This is a genomic window from Brevibacillus sp. NSP2.1 (assembly GCF_000470975.2).
In the GTDB taxonomy this organism is placed as follows: domain Bacteria; phylum Bacillota; class Bacilli; order Brevibacillales; family Brevibacillaceae; genus Brevibacillus; species Brevibacillus agri.
The window spans coordinates 1,393,604-1,411,932 of record NZ_CP048274.1; the positions used below are offsets into that span (position 1 = coordinate 1,393,604).

The following is an 18,329-nucleotide window of genomic DNA, read 5'->3' on the forward strand; positions in this document are numbered from 1 at the left end:
AATATATGCTCGTCCCTTATGCTATACTGGGAGTGTTGCCATGAGGTTGACCAGATTTTTCTAGAGGAGCTGATTTTCGATGAGCGCAAACGAAGCGTTGCTTACATTAGAAGGTTGGTACACGTATCATAATTTCCGCACCATCAATTGGGAAAAGTGGAGAGCGGCTTCGGCTGAAGAGCGTCAAGCAGCGCTGGACGAGCTGAACGGCCTGATCCGCACATGGGAAGCCAACGAAGCCGAGAACCAGGGCAGCACCGCTTTTTACTCCATCCTCGGACACAAGGCAGACCTCGTGTTCATGTTCCTGCGTCCGACCATGCAAGAACTCGACGAGATCAAGACTGCTTTCAATAAAACCCGCTTTGCTTCCTATACAGAAGCTCCTTACTCGTATGTATCTGTCGTCGAGCTGAGCAACTACGTACATAACCCGGGAGAAGATCCAAAAGCGAACCCGCATGTCCGCGACCGCCTGTATCCGATCCTGCCAAAATGGGAGCACATCTGCTTCTATCCGATGAACAAAAAGCGCGACCTGCAAGACAACTGGTACATGCTGAGCATGCAGGAGCGCCAGGAAATGATGCGCTCCCACGGCATGATCGGCCGCTCCTACGCTGGCCGCGTGAAGCAAATTATCGGCGGCTCCATCGGCTTCGACGATTGGGAGTGGGGCGTCACCTTGTTCGCCAACGATCCGCTGGAGTTCAAGCATATCGTCTACGAAATGCGCTTTGACGAAGTGAGTGCGCGCTTTGGCGAATTCGGCAACTTCCTGGTTGGAAACGTGCTGAACAAAGAGACGCTCGCGAAAAAACTGGAAGTCTAGCAATCCATCCAAAAGACCTGCTGTGCGGCCTGTCGCATCGGCGGGTCTTTTTTTACTGCATTTTCCAGATAGGATGGTAGAATAAGGAGGGACGTCCAAAGAAAGAGAGGAGAGGGTAGTTTTGCTACGAGGCACAAAATCGTGGGGGCTGGCAATGGCCATGTCGTCGTCTTTGCTGCTGACCACGCTGTTTGCAAATGCGGGGACAATCGGGGGAGCGCCGTTGGTTTACGCGGCCGAGCAGCCGACAGCGAAGACGTTGACGCAGGAAGAAGCGCTCAAGCAGGCGCAAAAATGGGTGGCGGTTCCGGCGGACTACAGGCTTTTGCGGGTGCGCTATGTCGGCGCAAACGAAGCGTATTCAACCGAGCCGATCTGGCGGGTGGTCTGGGAAAAAGCAAACGAAGCAAGTCTTTCCGTAACAATTGATGCGGTATCGGGAAAATTGTTGGACTATTCCAAGTATGGAGAAAACGAGAGCGGCGGAGGCTCAGCGCAAATTTCCAGAGAGCAAGCGGAAAAAGCGGCCACCGCATTTCTCGAGCGGGTAACGACAGCAGACGAGCGGGCACGCCTGTCCAAAGCAAATGAGTATGTGCCCCCTAATCAGCCTATGTTCCGCGGCGAACAGCGGGAATTTGTCACCTTTACCCGCGTGGAAAACGAGATTCCTTTTTTGGAAAACGGTTTTCGGTTCATCGTGGACCACAACGGGGAAGTGATGAGCTTCAGCCGGGAGTGGTACGAAGGCAAGCTGCCTGATGCCGCAAAGGTGATCGACAGCGCCGAAGCCGCGAAAAAGTGGGACGAGCAGGCTGCTCCTACTTTGCTGTTCAGCGACATGTCCATGTTCGGACGATCGCAGCGTCTGGCTCCCTTCCAGCTTGCGTACAAATACGAAGCGGACGATCCGCAATTCGTGGATGCAGCAACCGGACAACTGCTCAATGCGCTTGGCAAAGAGGCAAGCGCGAAAAACATCGAGCCGTTGGGAAATACGCATGCCAAAGCAGAGGAAAAACCGCTGATTTCAAAAGAAGAGGCGCAGCGAATTGCCGAGCAATACATCAAAAAGCTGCCAGGGTCATACCGCTCTGAGGGCAGCAACGGGGGCGGCACCAGCTCCGGCGTGGATGGGGTCGAGGTGCGCAGGTGGAGTTTCAGCTTCACGCCGCTTCAAGGAAACGGTTCGGGTGAGGAGCAGACAGAACTCAGTATCAACGACCGCGGCGAGCTGGTGGAATACAGTGTCAACGAGAATGCGCGATTCCAGAGATCAGGACAAAAATGGGAAAAGGCAGTCACCTGGGAGCAAGCAGAGGCATCCGCGCTCAAGCTGGTGCGTACCTTGTATGCGGACAGGCTCGGCGACATTTACCTGGTCAAACAATCCCCGTCAAAGGAGACGCTCCAGAGCATGCAGGAGAAGGGTCTGCCGTACGAGATTACGTTTGGCTGGCTGCAAGACGGCATCCCGATTGAATATGCGCAGTTCGCGGTAGAGGTCAATCCCGAGACCGGGGTAGCCGAGACACTGGACAACCGCAGCCGTTGGGACGGGACGCCGTTTGTCGGGGCAGTGGGCAAGGACATCGTGGACCGCGCTGCTGCGAAAAAGGCCGAGCAGAAGCAAAAAACGCTACAGTTGACCTATTATTTGCCGCAGGAAGAACCATTTCCGGTGCCGCCGCAGCCGCGCGAGCCGATTCTCGTGTATCGCTACGTAGGCGATGCGGGAGTTGTCCTGGCAGAGACGGGCGAATGGCTCAGCTTTGCCGAGGCGAAAAAACAGCAGAAGCCGAGCGACATCGAAGGCCATCCGCAGCAGGCGGCACTGGAACTGGCGCTGCGCATGAATTGGCTGAGCGCTGAAGACGGAAAATTGGAGCCGGATAAAGCCGTGACGCGCGGCGAGCTGATCCAGATGATCGGCCGTTTGACGAACCGGATCGAGTTCAACTACCTCCGGCCGCGTTTCTCCAGCGACGAACAACAGAAGCCTTACCCGTTTGCCGACGTGGATGTCAAACACCCGAATTACGCCGCGATCCAGAAAGGGCTGCAATACGGACTGATTCCGAAAACGGGCCAGACGTTTGCGCCAGACCGGACGGCGACGCGCGCCGATGCAGCAGATATCGTCGCCCGCCTGCTCGGCTACGGGGATGTGCTGGACAAGCCGGAGTTTTTTACAGTGCCGTATCAGGACGTGCCGAAAAAGCAGGTGCCGGCAGTGGCGTTGGCGACGGCTCACGGCCTGTTGAAAGGAAAGTCGGCAGCCTCGTTCGCGCCTGAGGGAACCGTATCGCGGGGAGACGTTGCGGAGGTAATGCAAGCCCTTTACGAGCTGAAAAAGACAAAGCAGTAGCCGCCCGAGCAATCGCCCGGTAGGCAGGACAAGCGGACACCATCATGGAGACGATGGTGTCTTTTTTCTTGGAAACCGATTTGTCATCAAAACGTACTTGTAATAGGATGGGAGAAATGCGTGGAACAAGAGAAACGCTTCCGGCAAAAACGTCCGGGAGGCGAGGGAGAGGGTGCGGATGAAAAGTATCAAGCCAGGAAGAGGGCCGTCGGCAATGGGGGCGGCCGGAAGCATCGCAGCCGTTGTTTTCGGCATTTTTTGGACGATCATGGCGTTTGTGATTACACAAGATTCGCCGTTTCCTGTGGTCGGGACCATTTTTCCGCTGTTTGGCGTCGTGTTCGTCATTATAGGCATTGCGCAAGGTGTCTATCACTATAAAAACGCCACCGGAAAAGAACGGATGTCGCTCTACGATATTACCGATGCGAGCGAAGAAGGCGATCCGCTGAACCGCAAGTACGGCGGCGAGCGCGCAGCAGGGAAGCCGACAAGGACAGAAGCAGCGGGCGAAAAAGCGTTTTGCCCGTACTGCGGACAGCGCGTGCAGGCCGACTACCAATACTGTCCAGGCTGCGGGAAAAAAGTGTGACGGCGACAGCCTTTTGCCGACTGTGCACTACGCTTGCAAGCCGCTTCGCTTCATGCAACGTTTACTTTTTTTAACAAAGTCTTGTCTTTGGTTCGCGGGCGCTTTTTGGTACAGTAAAGGAAAAGGGAAGCGACATCAGAGCGGAGGGGAACAAGACTGAGCTTTCTCAAACTGAAAATCGGCTATCGTACATTAAAAACGGCGATTGGGACGGCGATCTCGATCTTTTTGGCCCAGCAGCTTGATCTGATGTATCCGGCATCGGCGGGAATCATTACGATTCTTTGCATCCAGGTGACGGTCAAGCAGTCGTTTCGCACGGCGTGGAACCGGATCATGGCCAGCTTTCTCGGGCTGGGGATCGGGATGGCGCTGTTTTATTTTTTGGGCTACTCGCCGCTGGCTATCTTGCTTGCGATTCTTTTGTTTTTGCCGCTGGCCGTGCGCTTCGGGATTCAGGAAGGCTTCGTCAGCAGCATGGTCGTGCTCATGCATCTGTACTCGTCCGAGCGAATGGATCTCCCGCTGCTTTTGAACGAAGCGGGGCTGTTGGTGATCGGCGTGGGCGTCGCGCTGCTCGTGAACTTGTACATGCCGAGCCTGGACAAAGATTTGCGCGCGATGCAAAAGCAGGTGGAGCAGTTGTTCCGGCAAATTTTGCGGGAGTTCAGCTACTATTTGCGACACGGCGAGAGCGAGTGGGACGGAAAAGAGATGATCGAGGCGCCCGGTCTGCTGGAAAAAGCGATTCGGCTGGCGTCGCGCGACATCGACAACCGGCTGGGACGCCGGGATGATTCGTACTACCAGTATTTTGTCATGCGCGAAAAGCAGTTTGAGCTGCTGGAGCGGATGATGCCGATCGTGTCGTCGCTGGACACGCAGGTGCCGCAGAGCCACCGCATCGCGGACTTTCTCGAACAAATCAGCGCATCGGTGCATCCGGGCAATACGGCGTACCGCTTTATCGACCAACTTCGCCAGATGCGCGAGGAGATCAAAGAGTCGGAGCTGCCGCGCACGCGCGAGGAGTTCGAGACGCGGGCGTCGCTGTTTTACTTGTTGCGCGAGATCGAAAACTATTTATTCATCAAGCATGAGCTGGGCAAGAACAGTGACGACAAGAAGACAGCAGCCGTAAACAAGGAGAAGCCAGGCGCGTAAAGCCTGGCACAGCGACAGTGGCTTCCTCTGGTTGAAGAGCCGGAGGAAGCCGCTTTTTTTTGGCGTTCATGCATATTTATTCAGCAAATTAAATTTTTCTTGAATGTCTGAAAATATACAATTATAATTTAAATCAGAAATCATTTCCGATATTCGGAAAAAGTATAAGAGGCAATCCATCCGGCAGCAGATAGATAGGGGGATAGCAGGATGATTGAGGTTAAGCAGCTTGTCAAATCTTTCGGCTCGCTCACGGTACTGAAAGGGGTAACGCTCAAGGTCGAGGAGAAAGAAGTCGTCGTCTTGCTCGGGGCCAGCGGTTCAGGCAAAAGTACGTTGCTGCGTTGCCTGAATTTTCTGGAGTTTCACGATGGCGGCGAAATCTGGATCAGCGGGCAGAAGATTGACCCGCACAAGACCAACCTGAACCATTTTCGCGAGAATGTGGGCATGGTCTTCCAGCACTTCAACCTGTTCCCGCACAAGACGGTACTGGAAAACGTGATCGAAGCGCCGGTGCACGTCAAAGGAATGAAGGCGGCGGAAGCGAAAGAGCTGGCGTACGAACTGCTGAAAAAAGTAAACATGCAGGATAAGGCGGATGTCTACCCGGACATGCTCTCGGGCGGACAGAAGCAGCGCGTGGCGATTGCGCGGGCGCTTGCGATGAAGCCGAAAATCATGCTTTTCGATGAACCTACCTCCGCACTTGACCCTGAGCTGGTCGGCGAAGTGTTGCAGGTAATGAAGCAGTTGGCAAAAGAAGGAATGACCATGATCGTCGTGACCCATGAGATGGGCTTCGCCCGCGAGGTTGCCGACCGGGCGGTGTTCATGCACGATGGTCAAATTTTGGAGCAAGGGCCGCCTAGTGCGTTCTTTGAAAACCCGCAGCATGAGAGAACAAAACAGTTTTTGGGCAGTATCCGCTAAAAAAGAGAAACAGGGGGAATTTCAGATGAAAAAACGTGCAAAATGGTCAGGAGTTTTGTTGTCGACCGTACTGTTGGGCTCGCTTTTGCTCGCGGCATGCGGCTCGCAGGAGAGCAGCGCGCCAGCAGGCGGCGGACAGGCAGCGGGCGGCGAAGGCAAAAAAGATTTTACGTACGCGATGAGCGGAGTGTACAAGCCGTTCAGCTTTAAAGAAAACGGAGAACTGACAGGCTTTGACGTGGAAATCGGCAAGGCTTTGGCGGAAAAAATGGGCATGAATCCGGTGCCGATCACAAACCCGTTTGAGACGATCATCCCTGGTCTGGAAGCGAAAAAATACGATACGATCATCGGCAGCTTGACGGTGACGCCAGAGCGGCAAAAGGTAGTTTCCTTCACGAACCCGTACTATCGCTCCGGCTCGCAAATTTTCGTCCAGGAGGGCAATACGACGATCAAGAGCAAGGAAGACCTGAAAGGCAAAAAGATCGGCGTCGTGAAGGCTTCCAACTACCTCGACTGGGCGAGAAAGCTGACGGATGAAGACAAGATCACGCAGTACGACAGCGATATTACGGCGTTGCTCGACTTGCCGACAGGACGCCTCGATGCGGTCATTACCGACCAGGTAGTAGGCTTGCGCTTTATTAAAGAGGGCGGCGGCAAAGTGATCGACGTCGGCGAACCGCTCAGCTACGATGAACAGGCGATTGCCGTGCGACTGGGCGACCAGGAGGCAGTCGACCGGATCAACAAGGCACTGGACGAAATCATTAAAGACGGCACCTATGAAACAATCAGCCAAAAATGGTTTGGCCGCAATATCCTGCAAAAACAATAAAGTGGGCAACGGGGTGTCCGGTCTGGGCGCCCCCCTTTTTCCGCTTCATGTGAGGAGGATCTCCAATGATTATTGATATTTTCCTATCCAGTTATCCCCTTTTCCTTAAAGCGACATGGCTGACCGTGCAGCTTACGGCAGTCGCCCTCTTGCTCGGGTGCATCGTCGGTCTGGTCATTGCCTTTTTCCGCATATCCGATTCCAAGCCGCTCAACTACTTCGCGCACGTGTACATTACCGTCATTCGCGGCACGCCGCTGATCGTGCAAATTTGTATTTTGTACTTCGGGCTGGCGAACATGGTGACGCTCTCCCAGTTCTGGGCGGGGGCTATCGCGCTTGCGGTCCACAACGGCGCGTACATCGCCGAAATTTTCCGCGGCTCGATCCAGTCGATTGACCGCGGACAGATGGAAGCGTCGCGCTCGCTCGGGATGTCGTATCCGCTGGCGATGCGCCGGATTATTTTGCCGCAGGCGTTCCGCAGGGCGATTCCGGCGCTAGGCAACCAGTTCATCATCGGGCTGAAAGACTCGTCGCTGGTCGCGTACGTAGGAATGCAAGATTTGTGGGGGACCGGTCTCGGCGAGGCGGCTTCCAACTACAAGCAGTTGGAAACGTACATGGTTGTCGGCTTGTACTATCTCGTGCTGATTATGCTGTTCACTTATTTTGTCAACCGATTGGAAGCCAGGCTGGCCCGGGGAAGGGCGCCGAAAAAGCAAGACAAAGGGACGAGTGTTGCAGCGTAACGCACTTTTACGGAGGACGAAGCAATTATGGTTCAATCTATCGAGCGGACGATGAAAATTATCAGAGTGCTGATATCTGACGAAAAACCTGCCTGGCCGATTTCGGAGCTAGCTGACGCAACTGGCCTGCCCATCAGCACGCTCCATCGTTTTCTCGACTCGATGATCCAGTTCGGCCTGGTTGAGCAGGAGCCTGCGACCAAGCATTACAAGCCGGGATATACCTGGATGGAAATCGGCTTTATCCTGCATGAAAAGCTGAATTTGCGTGCCGTGGCGCGGCCGTTCATGGAGGAACTGGCAAACGAGGTCGAGGAGAGCATTTTCCTCAACGTGCCGGCGGGGACAGATTCGATGCCGATCGAAAAGGTCGAAAGCCCGCTGAAAATCCGCATCGACGAGAATTTGGGGGAGCGCATTCCTCTCACGATTGGCGCTCCCAGCAAAATGATTCTCGCTCATGCCAAGGCGGCTGAAATCGCCAAGGTCGTCTCCGCGCAACTGCCCGAGCAGCGGCAGCAGGCATTTGTGGAGCAACTGGCAGCAGCGAAGCAGAGCGGCTATGCCATCAGCTACGGGGAGAAAACGGAAGGGACGATGGCAGTCGCAGCCCCGGTCTTCGGCTACGGCAACCAGCTCGTGGCAGCCTTGTCGATCAATGCGCCGATCTTCCGGGTCCCGGAGGAAAGGCTGCCGCAGCTCATTGAAAAAGTAAAAGAGAAGGCCACCGCGATTTCGGCAAGAATCGGCGGAGCCTAGATCAAACCTCCATTTCCGGATGAACGGATGGAGGTTTTATTTCTTCTAATGCTTACTATTGGAACTTTCAATTTTTTTGCCTCAAAAAGTTGTGGTAGTGTGAAGGGAATCGAGAGGAGGCACACAAGACATGTTTCCATTTCGCGTCATCAATCAGGAAACCACGGAAGACTTACTGGATATGGCCAGCGTGATCGAAGTGGTCGAGCAAGCCTACCAGATGAAGTCGGCGCAGCAAGCGACGCTGTTTCCGATGATCTTTCACGAATTTGTACCGGGGAAAGCAGACATGGACATCAAATCCGGTCATTTGCCCCAGGCGGACGTGTTTGGACTGAAGCTCGTCTCCTGGTTTGGGGACAACGATCAGAAAGGCTTGCCGCAACTGCTCGGGACTGTGATGGTGCTGGACAGCCGCACAGGCGTCCCGCAGGGGATTTTGAGCGGCGAACACATCACCTGCATGCGGACAGGCGCGGCAGGGGGGATCGGAGCGAAGTATTTGGCCCGCCCGGAATCGGAGCATTTGCTGATGATCGGGACGGGGCACCAGGCGCCTTTTCAGATCATGGCAACATTGATGGCGATGCCAAACATCAAGCGCGTCTCCATCAGCAACCCGCGTTCCCAGGCAAAAGCAGAGAAGTTCGCAGCAGAGATCAAAGACAAGCTGCTCGCCAAGTTCGTCTCGAAGTACAAGGGCGACGAATACGAGCGGTACGCACAAAAATGCGAAGTAGAATTTGTGGCGGTAGACGACCTCGAAGCGGCAACAGGACAAGCGGACGTCATCATTACCGCGACACCAGCGCGGGAGCCGCTCATCCGCCGCGAATGGGTCCGGCCTGGCACGCACATTACGTGCATCGGCGCCGACATGGAAGGCAAGCAGGAAATTGACGAGCGCCTTTTCGCTGTCGGACGCGTCTTTACCGACGATATCGGGCAGGCTGTACGCGTGGGCGAAACCGAGATTCCGCTGAAAAAAGGACTGATAACAGAAGCAGACATCGCGGCGGAGATCGGGAGTGTTATTTCCGGGCATGCCGCCGGGCGACAGTCTGCGGAAGAAATCACGATTTTTGACAGCACAGGGATTGCCATTCAAGATTTGCTGACGGCGCAACATATTTTGCGGATGGCCGAAAGCCGCGGCGCAGGAGCCATCGTCGACCTGTAGAGAGGCAGAAGCGGTACTGGACTTGGACTGGATGAACAAAGGAGAGGAACAGCCATGAGAATTGCCCCTTTTAAAGTGGAAGAATGGATGAACGCCTACGAGCTGGAGGCCGTGTACAATATCGCGGAAACGTGCGTCGATTCGCTCACCGTGGAAGAACTGATCCGGCTCTCTGCGGAACCGGAAGACTTTTTTCGCGAGATGGCGCAAAAGAAGCTGACGTACGGCCACATCGAAGGCTCGCCGGAGTTCCGCAGCCTTGTTGCGGGGATGTACGAGACGATGAAGCCGGAAAACATTTTGGCGATGAACGGAGCGATCGGCGCCAACTTTTTGACCTTGTTTTCGCTCGTAAACCCCGGCGATGAGGTCGTTGCCGTCCACCCGACCTACCAGCAAATTTACGAGGTGCCTGCGGCTTTCGGAGCAGAGGTGAAGCATTTGCGCCTGGTGCCGGAAAAGCAGTTTTTGCCTGACCTGGACGAGCTGCGCGCGCTGGTCACCGACAAGACCAAGCTGATCTGCATCAACAACCCGAACAATCCGTCCGGGGCCTTGATGGACGAAGCTTTGCTGCGGGAGATTGTGGAGATTGCCCGTTCGGTTGACGCCTATTTGCTGTGTGACGAGGTGTACCGCCACTTGCACCAGGACCCGGAGATCGTCGTGCCGTCCATTGTGGATTTGTATGAAAAAGGGATCGCGACGAGCAGCATGTCCAAAGTGTTTTCGCTCGCCGGGCTGCGTCTGGGCTGGATCGCAGCGCCGCTCGACGTCATCAAAAACTGCATCTCGCACCGCGACTACACGACGATCAGTTGCGGGATGCTCGACGACATGCTGGCTGTGCACGCGTTGAAAAACCGGGACAAGATCATGGAGCGCAACCTGAAAATCGTGCGGGACAACCTGCAAATTCTCGACGACTGGGTGGCGAGCGAGCCGCTCATCTCCTACGTCAAGCCGCAGGCAGGCACGACTGCGATGCTGAAATACGAGCTGGATATGCCATCGGAAACGTTTTGCATCGACTTGTTCAAATCGACGGGAGCCTTTTTGACGCCAGGAAGCTGCTTCGACATGGAAGGCTGGGTGCGGATCGGGTACGCTTGCGATACAGAGGTGCTCAAGGCTGGTCTGGCGCAGGTTTCGAAGTTTTTGCAGGCGCAAAAGTAAGCGGCGGGAAAAAGCGGGGAGAGTCTCTTTTGCCAGCGGAGCGAGGGAGACTCGCCTGCCTCGCGCTTGCGCTTCTGGGGTTACAGGACTTGGATTTGATATCGAACAGGGGGGATATCATGAGTCAGCCACATGCAGAAGCGCAGCCGAAAAAACCGAAAAAGCTGCGGGAAATCAACGTGTTTGCCCTGCTTTTTGCCGTCATTGCCGTGGCGGTCGTTTTGACGTATGTGTAGCCTGCCGGAGAGTACGGGCGGGTGGAAGTGAACGGGCGGAGCGTCATTGATCCTCAGTCGTTTCAATGGCTGGAATCCGCGCCAGTCAAGCCGCTTGGGCTTGTGAACAGCGTGCATACAGGCTTGGTGGAAGCTTCGGGGGATTATCTTTTTTGTACTGATAATTAGCGGAACATTCGGTATTTTGACGGCGACAGGGGCGATTGAAGCGCTGATCGTCACGCTTTCCAGGCTGCTTCGGAACCAGGAAAAATGGCTGATTCCGATCATGATGCTGTTTTTTGCCGCGGGAGGCTCCCTCATGGGGATGGCGGAGGAGACGATCCCTATATTGCAGTTCGGGGACGGCATCTCCAACATTTTTATTCCGACCTCGGGGTATTTCATGGCAGGGCTTGCTCTTGCAGGCATTCCGTGGATTCGCTGGATGAAGTGGATTTTGCCGCTGATTTTGCTGCAGTATGCAATCGCGGCGGTAGCGGTCATCGGCGCTCATCTGATCGGGTACGGACCGTTTTGATCGAGGGGAGGAAACGACATGACAGCAGACACAAAAACGCTCGCCGAGTGGGCCGTCCATGAACGCCGCTATTTGCACCAGTACCCGGAATTGTCGGGGCAGGAATACCAGACGGCTGCCCATATCCGAAGCCGGTTGCAGGAGTGGCAGCTCGAGCTGCTTACTTGTCCGGCTCCCAGCGTCGTCGGACTGCTGCGCGGGACCGACGGGAAAAAGACGATTGCCTTGCGCGCAGACATAGACGCGTTGCCCGTCAACGAAGAGGGGGACAAGCCGTATTTGTCGAAGCATCCCGGCATCGCGCACGTCTGCGGTCCGGCATGGCGTGCTGGAACAGGTGGACGCGGTATTCGGCCTGCACCTCTGGCAACCTTTGGAAAAGGGCAAAATCGGGATCAGCAACGGGGCGATGATGGCTTCATCCGACGATGTGCGAATCGTCATCACGGGCCGGGGCCGGCACGGCTCGATGCCGCACGAGACGATTGATCCGATCTATGTCGCGGGCCAGGTGATCGCGGCTGTGCAAGGGATCGTCTCCCGGCGGATCAATCCGGTCGAGCCTGCCGTCATCTCCATTTGTCGGCTGGAGGCGGGCACGACCTACAACATCATTCCGAACCAGGCTGTGCTCTACGGGACGCTGCGTGCCCAGTCCGAGCAGACCAGACAGTTGCTGGCCCGTGAGCTGAAGCAGACGGTCGAGGCATTGTGCGCGGCGTGGGGAGCGAACGGAGAAGTCGTCGTGGACTGGGGGACGCCGCCCGTGGTCAACGATGAGCGGATGAGCCGCTACGCCGCAGAAGTCGCCGTCCGGCAGTTTGGCAGGGAAAGCGTTGCCTATGTCCAACCTGTCATGGGGGGCGAAGATTTTTCCTATTACTTGCAGGAAAAGCCCGGTGCCTTCCTGTTCGTAGGGATGGGAGGCGAAAACAGCAAGTATCCGCACCATCACCCCCGCTTTGATCTCGACGAAGAGGCCATTCCGGTGGGCATCGAGCTGTTTGTTCAATTGGTGAAGCATTTTTCCTGAGGAGGGAATGAAGTTGTTAACTGTATCGTTTCTGGATATTGTCAAAGCACACAAAAAGTTGCAGGGGCAGGTGCTCCACACGCCGTTGATTTCATCCGCGGCCCTGTCCGCCCTGGCTGGGGCTGACGTTTGGCTGAAGCTGGAGTGCCAGCAAAAGACAGGTTCGTTCAAGGTGCGCGGCGCCTTGAACAAGATCGCTTCGCTTACAGCGGAGGAGCTGGCGCGAGGCGTCATTACGGCGTCTGCGGGCAATCACGCGCAAGGGGTGGCCTATGCGGCGGCACTGCGGGGAGTGTCCGCCCTGATTGTTGTACCAAGCACAGCGCCGGAGACGAAAAAAGCGGGAATCAGACGCTACGGCGCAGAGCTGGTCGAGCATGGCAACAGCTATGACGAGGCGGAGAGCTACGCCTACGAGCTGGCAAAAGCAACGGGCCGTACATTCGTGCACGCTTTTGAAGACGACCACATCATTGCGGGACAAGGAACCGCAGGGTTGGAGGCCATGCTTGCGGAGCCGGACTTTGACGCGATTCTCGTGCCTGCGGGCGGAGGCGGGCTGATTTGCGGAGTGGCACTGGCGGCAAAGGCGATCAACCCGCAGGTGCAGGTGATCGGAGTCCAGACGCACGCTTCGCCGCCGTGGTACTACTCGTTTCGGGAAAAGCGGCTGGCAGACGTCGTGTACAGCGACTCGCTGGCAGACGGTCTGCACGGCGGCATTTCCCAGGGCAATCTCGACCTGGCGCTTGAGATCGTCGACGACTTCGTGCTCGTCGAGGAGGAGCATGTCGCCCAGGCGATGTACTGGCTGGCAAAAGAGCACCATCTGATGGTCGAAGGCTCAGGAGCTGTCGGAGTCGCTGCGCTGATGCAAGGCGTCGTGGGCGAGCTGGCCGGAAAAAAGGTGCTGACCATCGTGAGCGGCAGCAATGTGGACGCCGCCAAGCTGGCGGGGATCGTGGCCCGCTACTCCTAGCACGCAGCGTGCAGCCCGCAGGTTGAACTTCATGTCCACTCTCGGCTACACTTTTCCCTAGAGAGGCAGAAACGGCGGGAGGGTGATAGCGAACATGGAGTTGCGCAATTTGAAAACGTTTCAGGTCGTAGCCGAGCATCTGAACTTGACGAAGGCGGCCGAGTTGCTCGGCTACAGCCAGCCGACGATTACGCTGCAGATTCAGGCGCTGGAGCGGGAGCTGGGCCATCCGCTGTTGAACCGGGTGGGCAAGCGCACGTTTTTGACCCCGGCAGGGAAAACGGTGAAGCAGCATACCGACCAGCTTTTCTCTGTGCTGCAGCATATGGAGGAAGGGCTGAACCACCTGGATTTGCCTGTGGGGCCGCTCGTCGTGGCCGCTCCCGAATTTTACTGTACCCAGTACATGCCGCAAATGCTCAAGGCGTACGTCGAGACACATCCGCAGGTGAATTTGCAGGTCATCTCGTGCACGAGCCAGGAAGCGCTGAAAAAAATTCAGGCGCACGAGGCGGATATCGGGATCATTGCCGGAGTCAGTTCGCAGCCGGGGATTTATTCGATGGTGGTCGATTTGGAGGAATTCGCCCTGGTTGCCGCGCCGGAAATGGTAAAAGGACGCTCGATGGCAGAAGCGCTGGCCGTATTTCCGTTTTTGTCCTACCAGGAGGGCTGCAATCTGGACGGGTTTATTACCCAATGCTTGCTGGAGATCGGCTACGTTCCGCCCTCCGTCATCAAGTGCAGCAGCGAGGAAACGATCAAGCGCTCCGTGCTCAATCAGACGGGGATCGCCCTGCTCAGCACGGCATTGGTGGAAAAAGAGCTGCGCACGGGCGAGCTGGTCCAGTTGTACCGTTTTTCCAAAAAGGCGGAAACATCGCTCGTCTGCCTGGAGCGCCGCCGGGACGAGCCGGCGATTGAAACTTTCATGGAACTGGTGAAGGACGTGTGGCTGTCGGTGCGAGAAGAGTAGCGGGAGCGCGTTTTGATACGGGAAAGGAAAGCGAAATGGGAATAAGCCGTGCGCAACGAGACACTTCATGAGGCAGAAGTGTCTTTTTTTAATGGGCATCATTTTGGATGGACAGTTTTACCCGTGGAGCGGGGAAGCGGCAGGCGAGATTGGCAGCATGATGATCGGCCCGGTACATAACTGCCCGAATGGCGTGTCAGAGTTTGGCAGCAGGGCCAGGTCAAGTCAAGGGATTTCTCTCTGACCTTCAGGAAGGGGCGAGTGTCATAGAAGAGCTCATTTTAGTAGCTTTATTTTTTACTTTAATTGAAAATACATACACAAAAGTAAAAGTAATAAGCAAACATCCAGAAAATATCTGAAAGACAAGAGCAAATTATTTGACTATTCCGAAGGGTGTAGGTATAATTTGCTTATCTTTGTTAGTAAACTTAACTAACTGCTGTGGTGGTGATTGTATAGGCGTGCGAGCTCCGAGAAAAACAGGCAACAGTAAACTCGTCAAGAAACTGAACAAGGAAGAAGTTTTACAGCAGGTCATTCAGCACGGTCAGATTTCCCGCGCCGATATTGCCAAGCAGACCATGCTCAGCCGCCCGTGTGTCTCTGCCTTGGTCGATGAAATGATCCAGGAAGGACTGCTGCAGGAAGTGGGCATGGGCGATTCCAAAGGCGGCCGCAAGCCGATTTTGCTGGAGTACAACTACCAGGCTTACGCCATTGCCGGAGCGATCTTCGAAGGCTCGACGCTGGACATGGCGATTGCGGACATGAAGGGGGAGTTTCTCGCCCGGCATCGCAAGCGGCTGGCGCAGCCGGCGAATGGCGAGACCGTCATTGAGGATTTGGCAGCGGGTCTGGAGCGGCTGCTCGCCGAGAGCGGGATCCCGCGAGAGCGACTGCTCGGGATGGGTGTCGGCTTGCAGGGGGTTACACAGCGGGGAAGCGGTACGGTCAGCTTTTCGCCGAGCACCGGATGGATGGGGTCGCCGATTTTGCAAACCATCGAGGCGCGTCTGGGCGTGCCTGTCATTATCGACAACGATGTCAACATGATGACGCTGGGCGAATACGTTCGCGGGGCAGGCGTCGGCCACTCCAACGTCGTCTACATGTACGTCGGTACAGGCATCGGTGCGGGCATCATTTTGGATGGACAGTTTTACCGGGGGAGCCGGGAAGCGGCAGGCGAGATCGGCTTCATGATAATCGGCCCGGTACATAACCGCCCGAATGGCGCGTCAGGGGTGTTCGAGACGCATTATTCCATACCGGGCATTTGGCAGCAGGGCCAGGCCAAGGGATTTCTCTCTGACCTTCAGGAAGGGTCGAGTGTCATAGAAGAGCTCATTTTCCACGCCAAACAAAACAGCGAAGCCAGGCAGCTTCTTCTGGATGTGTACCGGCATTGGGCGTACGGGATGGCGAATATCATCAGCATCTTGAACCCGGAAATTTTGATCCTGAGCGGAGAGATGGTCCACGTCGATGATGAAGGGGTGAAGCAGATTCACGAGTGGCTGACCGAGTGGGTGCCGGAAGTGCCTTGCCTCGAAAAAGCCAGTCTGGGGGAGAGAGCAGGTCTGATTGGCGCCGTCCACAGTGTCTTGGAAGCGTTTCCGTTCACACGACTGCTTGACAAAGAGTGAGAAAACAAAAGGGGGAGTCAGTTTTGAAAAAGGTCAATCACAAGCTGAAAACTTGGATGAAAGGTGTATTCGTCAGCTCCTTGGCGCTGACGGTGGCCGCGTGCTCAGGTGGAGGACAGGAAGCAAAGCCTGCCGACAACGGCGCAGGCGGCCAAGCGGGCACACAGCCAGCGGCCGAAACGCCGGCTCCATCCGGCGAGCCGCAAAAGCTGGTCATTTACACCGGACGGGATAAAAACATTTTCGAAATCGTGTTGCCGAAGTTCAAGGAAAAGTACCCGAACATCGAAGTGGAGACGCTGGAGATGGGCGCGCAGCAAATTTTGGAGCGCGTTCGCGCCGAAAAAGCCAATCCGCAAGCAGACTTCTGGTGGGGCGGCACGCAATCCGCTCTGAGCACGGCCGCTGACGAAGGATTGCTTGCGCCGTACAAGCCGACGTTTGCCGACAAGATTCCGGACTTGTACAAAGACCCGCAAGATCGCTGGTACGGCGAGATGCTGCTGCCAGAGGTCATCATGTACAACTCGCAGGCGCTCAAGCCAGAGGAAGCGCCCCAAGATTGGGATGAGCTGCTCGATCCGAAGTTCAAGGACAAAATCGTCATCCGCAACGTCCTGCCGTCCGGCACGATGCGCACGATCTACTCCGCGATGATCTACCGCCAAGGCCCAGACACGCCGGAAAAAGGCTACGACTGGCTACTGAAGCTGGACGCCAACACAAAAGAGTACACGCAAGACCCGACAAACCTCTACCTGAAGCTTGACCGTCAAGAGGGCGTCATCTCCTTGTGGAACTTGCAAGACGTCCTGATTCAGAGCAAAAAGAACAACCATCCGTACGACTTCATCTATCCGAAGAGCGGAGCACCGATTCTCGTAGACGGAATCGCGCTTGTCAAAGGCGCGAAAAACCTGGATGCAGCGAAAAACTTTATGGAATTTTTGATGAGTCCTGAGATTGCTTCCCAGTTGGCGAAGGAGCGCTTCCAGTTCCCTGCCCGCACTGATATCAGCAAGGACGATCTGCCAGACTTCATGAAAAACCTGGAGCTGAAGCCGCTGGAGCTCGATTGGGGCGTCATGGCCGCCAAAGAGAAAGAGTGGATGCAGCACTGGGACGAAAACATCAAGGGCAAAGGCAAGAAGTAAGCGGCAGTCGGCTAGACGGGAAGGAGCGTTCCTTTCCGTCTAGCTGCTTATGCCAAGCAAGAATGATTTGCCACGAAGGAGGAAACAAAACCTGATGAGCAGCGTAACACTCGATCACGTCCACAAAAGGTTTGGCAATGCAAAAGGAGTAGAAGACGTCCACATTCACATCGAGTCAGGTGAATTTTTTACGTTCCTCGGTCCGAGTGGTTGCGGCAAAACGACGACCTTGCGGATGATTGCCGGCTTTTACTACCCGACAGAAGGACAAATTCGCTTCGGGTCCCAGGAGGTTACGTCCGTTCCTCCGCACAAGCGCAACACAGGCATGGTTTTTCAAAACTATGCGCTGTTCCCGCACATGACCGTGTTCGAAAATATCGCGTTCGGCTTGCAGGTGAGATCCGTCAGCAAGACAGAGACAAAAGAGCGCGTAGAGCGAATCATGAAGCTCGTTCGACTGGAGGGCTATGGCGAGCGGCGTATCGACCAGCTTTCCGGCGGACAGCAGCAACGGGTGGCACTGGCGCGGGCGCTGGTCATCGAGCCGCAGATTCTGCTGTTGGATGAGCCGCTGTCCAATCTGGATGCCAAGCTGAGGGAAGAGACGCGCTTTGAGATCAAACGGCTTCAGTTGGAGCTGGGAATTACGACGATCTACGTCACGCACGACCAGGCCGAAGCGATGTCGATGTCCGACCGGATCATGGTCATGCAAGGCGGGGAAGTGCAGCAAGTCGGCACTCCGCACGAAATCTACCACCGCCCTGTGAACCGCTTTGTCGCTTCGTTTATCGGGGAGACGAATCTGTGGGAAGGAACCGTGGTCGGCCTCGACCAGGAGGAAGTGCACGTGCGAATTTCCTCGGGCCAAGTGCTCAGCGGGCTTGTAAAAAATGCTTCGCCGCGCGCCAAGCTGGCTGTCGGGGAGCAGGTCACGCTATCCATCCGCCCCGAATCGGTTCAGGAGAGCAGCGAGCGGGAAGGGACGAACATCGTCGCAGGCACTGTCGTCCTGTCTGAGTTTACCGGGGCGTGCGTCAATTACGTCACGGCAGTCGGGCAGGAGCAGTTGCGCAGCATGTCCATCAACCTGGGACGCCCCATCAAGCAGCGCGGCGATACCATCGGACTGCACATACCGAAGGAGAGCATCTACTTCGCGGGATAAGGGGGAAAAAGCTT

18 protein-coding genes are annotated in these 18,329 nt (G+C 55.8%); all 18 read left to right on the top strand.

All coding sequences use genetic code 11. The features are described from left to right. Positions 1–79: 79 nt before the first annotated feature. The 18 genes from hemQ to M655_RS06940 all read left to right on the top strand — a co-directional run bounded on the left by hemQ (position 80) and on the right by M655_RS06940 (position 18,315). The gene (hemQ, locus tag M655_RS06855; RefSeq protein ID WP_005834637.1) at positions 80–832 is read left to right on the top strand and encodes a hydrogen peroxide-dependent heme synthase; all 753 of its coding nucleotides are present in this window, start codon (positions 80–82) and stop codon (positions 830–832) included. Between the two features lie 121 nt (positions 833–953). Next, the gene (locus M655_RS06860) at positions 954–3,200 is read left to right on the top strand and encodes an S-layer homology domain-containing protein (protein WP_026557794.1); all 2,247 of its coding nucleotides are present in this window, start codon (positions 954–956) and stop codon (positions 3,198–3,200) included. Positions 3,201–3,378: 178 nt separating this feature from the next. Beyond that, on the top strand, positions 3,379–3,792 hold the full coding sequence (locus tag M655_RS06865; RefSeq protein WP_026557795.1) for a zinc-ribbon domain-containing protein: 414 nt from the start codon (positions 3,379–3,381) through the stop codon (positions 3,790–3,792). A gap of 222 nt (positions 3,793–4,014) precedes the next feature. Then, positions 4,015–4,956 carry an aromatic acid exporter family protein gene (locus tag M655_RS06870; RefSeq protein WP_286086029.1) on the top strand — a complete coding sequence of 314 codons (942 nt, stop codon included), beginning with the start codon at positions 4,015–4,017 and terminating at the stop codon, positions 4,954–4,956. 210 nt (positions 4,957–5,166) lie between these two features. Further along, entirely contained in the window at positions 5,167–5,889 is a 723-nt protein-coding gene (locus M655_RS06875) for an amino acid ABC transporter ATP-binding protein (RefSeq protein ID WP_005834628.1), read from the top strand. A 25-nt stretch (positions 5,890–5,914) separates the two neighbouring features. After that, complete coding sequence (locus tag M655_RS06880) at positions 5,915–6,730, top strand: ABC transporter substrate-binding protein (protein WP_005834626.1); 816 nt, start codon at positions 5,915–5,917, stop codon at positions 6,728–6,730. 65 nt (positions 6,731–6,795) lie between these two features. Beyond that, positions 6,796–7,482 (top strand): amino acid ABC transporter permease, encoded by a 687-nt coding sequence (locus M655_RS06885; protein ID WP_005828582.1) that lies wholly within the window; start codon positions 6,796–6,798, stop codon positions 7,480–7,482. Positions 7,483–7,509: 27 nt separating this feature from the next. Further along, entirely contained in the window at positions 7,510–8,241 is a 732-nt protein-coding gene (locus M655_RS06890; protein WP_005828580.1) for an IclR family transcriptional regulator, read from the top strand. A 130-nt stretch (positions 8,242–8,371) separates the two neighbouring features. Continuing rightward, positions 8,372–9,421, top strand: coding sequence for an ornithine cyclodeaminase family protein (locus M655_RS06895; protein ID WP_005828577.1), 1,050 nt, complete (start codon positions 8,372–8,374; stop codon positions 9,419–9,421). A 54-nt stretch (positions 9,422–9,475) separates the two neighbouring features. Continuing rightward, the gene (locus tag M655_RS06900) at positions 9,476–10,597 is read left to right on the top strand and encodes an aminotransferase (RefSeq protein WP_005828575.1); all 1,122 of its coding nucleotides are present in this window, start codon (positions 9,476–9,478) and stop codon (positions 10,595–10,597) included. 420 nt (positions 10,598–11,017) lie between these two features. Continuing rightward, positions 11,018–11,353 (top strand): hypothetical protein, encoded by a 336-nt coding sequence (locus M655_RS06905; protein WP_026557798.1) that lies wholly within the window; start codon positions 11,018–11,020, stop codon positions 11,351–11,353. A 337-nt stretch (positions 11,354–11,690) separates the two neighbouring features. Continuing rightward, positions 11,691–12,386, top strand: coding sequence for a M20 metallopeptidase family protein (locus M655_RS06910; RefSeq protein ID WP_237716683.1), 696 nt, complete (start codon positions 11,691–11,693; stop codon positions 12,384–12,386). A 7-nt stretch (positions 12,387–12,393) separates the two neighbouring features. Continuing rightward, the gene (locus M655_RS06915; protein ID WP_026557799.1) at positions 12,394–13,365 is read left to right on the top strand and encodes a threonine ammonia-lyase; all 972 of its coding nucleotides are present in this window, start codon (positions 12,394–12,396) and stop codon (positions 13,363–13,365) included. A 94-nt stretch (positions 13,366–13,459) separates the two neighbouring features. Continuing rightward, a complete protein-coding gene (locus M655_RS06920) occupies positions 13,460–14,341 on the top strand; it encodes a LysR family transcriptional regulator (RefSeq protein ID WP_005828568.1) in 882 nt (293 codons plus the stop codon). A 67-nt stretch (positions 14,342–14,408) separates the two neighbouring features. Next, positions 14,409–14,585 (top strand): hypothetical protein, encoded by a 177-nt coding sequence (locus tag M655_RS06925; RefSeq protein ID WP_005828566.1) that lies wholly within the window; start codon positions 14,409–14,411, stop codon positions 14,583–14,585. 220 nt (positions 14,586–14,805) lie between these two features. Further along, entirely contained in the window at positions 14,806–15,990 is a 1,185-nt protein-coding gene (locus tag M655_RS06930) for an ROK family transcriptional regulator (RefSeq protein ID WP_005828564.1), read from the top strand. A gap of 23 nt (positions 15,991–16,013) precedes the next feature. Continuing rightward, positions 16,014–17,144 carry an extracellular solute-binding protein gene (locus M655_RS06935; protein WP_007785871.1) on the top strand — a complete coding sequence of 377 codons (1,131 nt, stop codon included), beginning with the start codon at positions 16,014–16,016 and terminating at the stop codon, positions 17,142–17,144. Between the two features lie 94 nt (positions 17,145–17,238). Beyond that, complete coding sequence (locus tag M655_RS06940; protein WP_005828562.1) at positions 17,239–18,315, top strand: ABC transporter ATP-binding protein; 1,077 nt, start codon at positions 17,239–17,241, stop codon at positions 18,313–18,315. The last annotated feature ends 14 nt before the right edge of the window (positions 18,316–18,329 follow it).

Coding starts and splice junctions, on each gene's coding strand:
- M655_RS06900 (WP_005828575.1), top strand. CDS start 9,476: ATGAGAATTGCCCCTTTTAAAGTGGAAGAATGGATGAACGCCTACGAG.
- M655_RS06925 (WP_005828566.1), top strand. CDS start 14,409: ATGAGGCAGAAGTGTCTTTTTTTAATGGGCATCATTTTGGATGGACAG.
- M655_RS06895 (WP_005828577.1), top strand. CDS start 8,372: ATGTTTCCATTTCGCGTCATCAATCAGGAAACCACGGAAGACTTACTG.
- M655_RS06865 (WP_026557795.1), top strand. CDS start 3,379: ATGAAAAGTATCAAGCCAGGAAGAGGGCCGTCGGCAATGGGGGCGGCC.
- hemQ (WP_005834637.1), top strand. CDS start 80: ATGAGCGCAAACGAAGCGTTGCTTACATTAGAAGGTTGGTACACGTAT.
- M655_RS06875 (WP_005834628.1), top strand. CDS start 5,167: ATGATTGAGGTTAAGCAGCTTGTCAAATCTTTCGGCTCGCTCACGGTA.
- M655_RS06920 (WP_005828568.1), top strand. CDS start 13,460: ATGGAGTTGCGCAATTTGAAAACGTTTCAGGTCGTAGCCGAGCATCTG.
- M655_RS06940 (WP_005828562.1), top strand. CDS start 17,239: ATGAGCAGCGTAACACTCGATCACGTCCACAAAAGGTTTGGCAATGCA.
- M655_RS06880 (WP_005834626.1), top strand. CDS start 5,915: ATGAAAAAACGTGCAAAATGGTCAGGAGTTTTGTTGTCGACCGTACTG.
- M655_RS06885 (WP_005828582.1), top strand. CDS start 6,796: ATGATTATTGATATTTTCCTATCCAGTTATCCCCTTTTCCTTAAAGCG.
- M655_RS06915 (WP_026557799.1), top strand. CDS start 12,394: ATGAAGTTGTTAACTGTATCGTTTCTGGATATTGTCAAAGCACACAAA.
- M655_RS06890 (WP_005828580.1), top strand. CDS start 7,510: ATGGTTCAATCTATCGAGCGGACGATGAAAATTATCAGAGTGCTGATA.